Annotated in this window: 4 protein-coding genes; 2 read left to right on the top strand and 2 right to left on the bottom strand. The window is 38.6% G+C overall.

What is annotated here, in order from left to right; all coding sequences use genetic code 11:
* Positions 1-92: 92 nt before the first annotated feature.
* Both KI356_RS23660 and KI356_RS23655 read left to right on the top strand, forming a co-directional pair.
* Complete coding sequence (locus KI356_RS23660; RefSeq protein WP_000196742.1) at positions 93-482, top strand: hypothetical protein; 390 nt, start codon at positions 93-95, stop codon at positions 480-482.
* Positions 483-880: 398 nt separating this feature from the next.
* A complete protein-coding gene (locus KI356_RS23655) occupies positions 881-1,444 on the top strand; it encodes a recombinase family protein (RefSeq protein WP_000873651.1) in 564 nt (187 codons plus the stop codon).
* A gap of 193 nt (positions 1,445-1,637) precedes the next feature.
* On the opposite strand, the gene KI356_RS23650 is transcribed toward KI356_RS23655, so the two are convergent.
* Positions 1,638-2,081 carry a hypothetical protein gene (locus tag KI356_RS23650; RefSeq protein ID WP_000185755.1) on the bottom strand — a complete coding sequence of 148 codons (444 nt, stop codon included), beginning with the start codon at positions 2,079-2,081 and terminating at the stop codon, positions 1,638-1,640.
* On the bottom strand, positions 2,082-2,733 hold a 652-nt coding region (locus KI356_RS23645), incomplete at its 5' end, for a S1 family peptidase (protein ID WP_238486226.1).

The following is a 2,733-nucleotide window of genomic DNA, read 5'->3' as shown; positions in this document are numbered from 1 at the left end:
GTATTTATTAATAGTTATATAGTATGTAATACTATTAATGGTTTAAGGTGTTTGTTTTAGGGGTTTGATTTTCTGAGTCAGGAGGTTCGGAGATGACCAGAATTGACGGCTATGTTTCAAAGAAGACGATACGACTATGGCTGGAGAATTACGAATCGTTGGCTGTAGGTGATCGGTTCCCTGATGCCCCACCTAGCTTTACTGGACCTGGTGCACAGGACGGGAAAGGTGATGGGCGGTTGAATAAGATTGTGCTGGATCAGGCGATTAAACAATTACCGAAGAATATGCGATATGTCGTACTTGCGCGGTACGTGGTTAAGGTTCCGCGGAAACGAATACTGCATACGCTGAGTATTAATGCCAATGAGTATTATAAGTACTGTGATAAAGCTGTAGATACGCTCTATCTGATAATCAATGGTGACATGGTTGGTATGAACCAGCTAATAAAAAAAGTTGAGCAAGGCTTGACAAAGTAGGGTTTTTCTAGGTACAATTTATGCTAGGATAGGTATTTTGTGTACATATCCTCCATATTTTCATTATGTCAAAAGCCAGGAACCTAGCACATGGGTACCTGGCTTTTTCTATGCCCGTTGGATTGGACTGACTGTGGCGTATATAGTAGGTAGAAACTAAGGTGACTACTGTAGTAGTTATCTAACTGTCGGCAACACGAAAGGTGAAACCGATGGGTGTTTTTATCAGCCGAGCTCGCTGAGAGAGAAGGGTCTTTGAGACTCAGGGGGTCATAATCATTCATATCGGTATCATAACTTAAAGGTTTTGACACTTTGTTATGGGTGTGATAGTATCAAGGTATTAAATGGTGTCATAACTTAGTGTCATTAGTTAGGCCGAAATGGAGCTGATATGAATGAAGTACGGATATGCGAGGGTAAGTACGATTCACCAGGACTTAGAGGCACAGATTCAAACACTGGAGAAGGAAAGCTGTAGTATAATTTATTCAGAGAAGTTCACTGGTACAAAAGCTGATCGTCCTAAGTTTAAGGAACTACTTTCGATACTAGAGTCAGGTGATACCTTGGTAGTTACTAAGCTGGATCGTTTTGCTCGTTCAACTGTAGATGCGATACAGACTGTGAGAGAACTGTTTGAAAAAGGTGTGAAGGTACATGTATTGAACATGGGACTGATAGAGGATACACCGACAGGTCGCTTAGTATTCAATGTTATGAGTGCGTTCGCAGAGTTTGAACGTGACATGATTGTTGAGCGGACACAAGAAGGTAAGGCAATTGCTAAGCAGCGTGAAGACTTTAGGGAAGGTAGACCGAATAAGTACAGTAAGAAACAAATTGAACACGCACTAGGTTTATTAGCTAATAAGCATTCATATAAGCAAGTAGAAGAAAAGACTGGAATAAGTAAAAGTACTTTAATACGAGCGAAAAAGAAAAAAAAGTCGGAACAGTAATTCCGGCTTTTTATTTTGGGGCAAAAAGAAATCCCCCGGGGGAGGTCAAATCTGGTGAGGGACTGGCAGGTGCTCGTAACGTTCCGCCAGAATTTTTAAACTCGAGGGGTTAAACAGAACGAGTTTTTGTAAATAAACACACCTACTATGTAACTGGCGGGTGTGTTTATTTATAATAATACTATTCAATAGATTAGTTGGTTTGCATTTCGCACCATGCATTAAGCGATGCTTTTCCGATCGTCATGAAAATAAGAACAATAGCTGGTGCTATAAAAGAAGCTGCTAGTCCAACCTTTGCACCAATTAAAGCTGATACCATAGAAACAATAGCTGTTTTATTTTGAGGTAATTGAGTTAATTGAGTAAACTCATTTCGCTCAGCGGCATAATCAGGACTTCCGCAAAGTAATTTTTGTACCTCTTTTTTTAGTAAATCAAAAAATTTCTTTTCTGATTTTGGTTGCGCACTGAAAGGAGATGTATAATCAACAGAGGCTTCAAGCCATGCTGATGCAGCTTCTTCATAAGAATTTGAGACAAGTAATTCAGATACTATACTTTTTTGGTAATCTGGTAACACATCAAGCCATTCTGAATCTTTTTGTTTTTCGAAAAATGAGTTTGTATTAGTCATTTATAACATCCTTTCCATGTATTCTGTAGAAACAGCATGTGTTGTTTGGTGCAATGTTTGAGGGTCAATTCCTCCAAGGTCAATACCGCCGCCAATTGTGGGAACGTAAGCACCAATCAGTATAGCAATAATTGTATTATCTGATTTTCTAATAACAGGTCCTCCAGATTGTCCTGGACGTGCTTGAATGTTCAAGACTAGGTGTTTGGATTTAATTTTTTTAGAACTAAGTAGAATTTTGGCGCCAACTTCACAAGTTTGTTGGGTCAAGACAATTCTACCCAAGTCAGAGTGTGGAAAACTGGAAATAGTAACTTCATCACCTGGATTTATTTCATCAGAATTTCCAATCTTAAGGTGCGAGTAGAAGGCATTTTTACTTTGCAAAGAAAGGATACAAACATCTCTTATTGGGTCTATATGCTCGATTTTAACAGCATAAAAATTTGATTGGGTGAGAGTTGTGTCTTGGTAACCATTGTCAAAGTTGTCATTGAGCTTGATTACTAGATTTACATCAGTGCCATTAACTACGTGTGCTGCTGTTACTAATGTGTTTTTCCTATTGATTAAAGTACAGGTACCTGCGGCATGATATGTACCATTTATAAGTCTACCTATTGAGAAAATAAAGCTATTCATGATTATAGAC

Origin of the sequence: Bacillus hominis (genome assembly GCF_018332515.1) — a bacterium.
In the GTDB taxonomy this organism is placed as follows: domain Bacteria; phylum Bacillota; class Bacilli; order Bacillales; family Bacillaceae_G; genus Bacillus_A; species Bacillus_A hominis.
The sequence above is the reverse complement of the archived record's forward strand: the minus strand, read 5'-3'. Positions and strand labels throughout refer to the sequence as shown.

Coding starts and splice junctions, on each gene's coding strand:
- KI356_RS23660 (WP_000196742.1), top strand. CDS start 93: ATGACCAGAATTGACGGCTATGTTTCAAAGAAGACGATACGACTATGG.
- KI356_RS23655 (WP_000873651.1), top strand. CDS start 881: ATGAAGTACGGATATGCGAGGGTAAGTACGATTCACCAGGACTTAGAG.
- KI356_RS23650 (WP_000185755.1), bottom strand. CDS start 2,081: ATGACTAATACAAACTCATTTTTCGAAAAACAAAAAGATTCAGAATGG.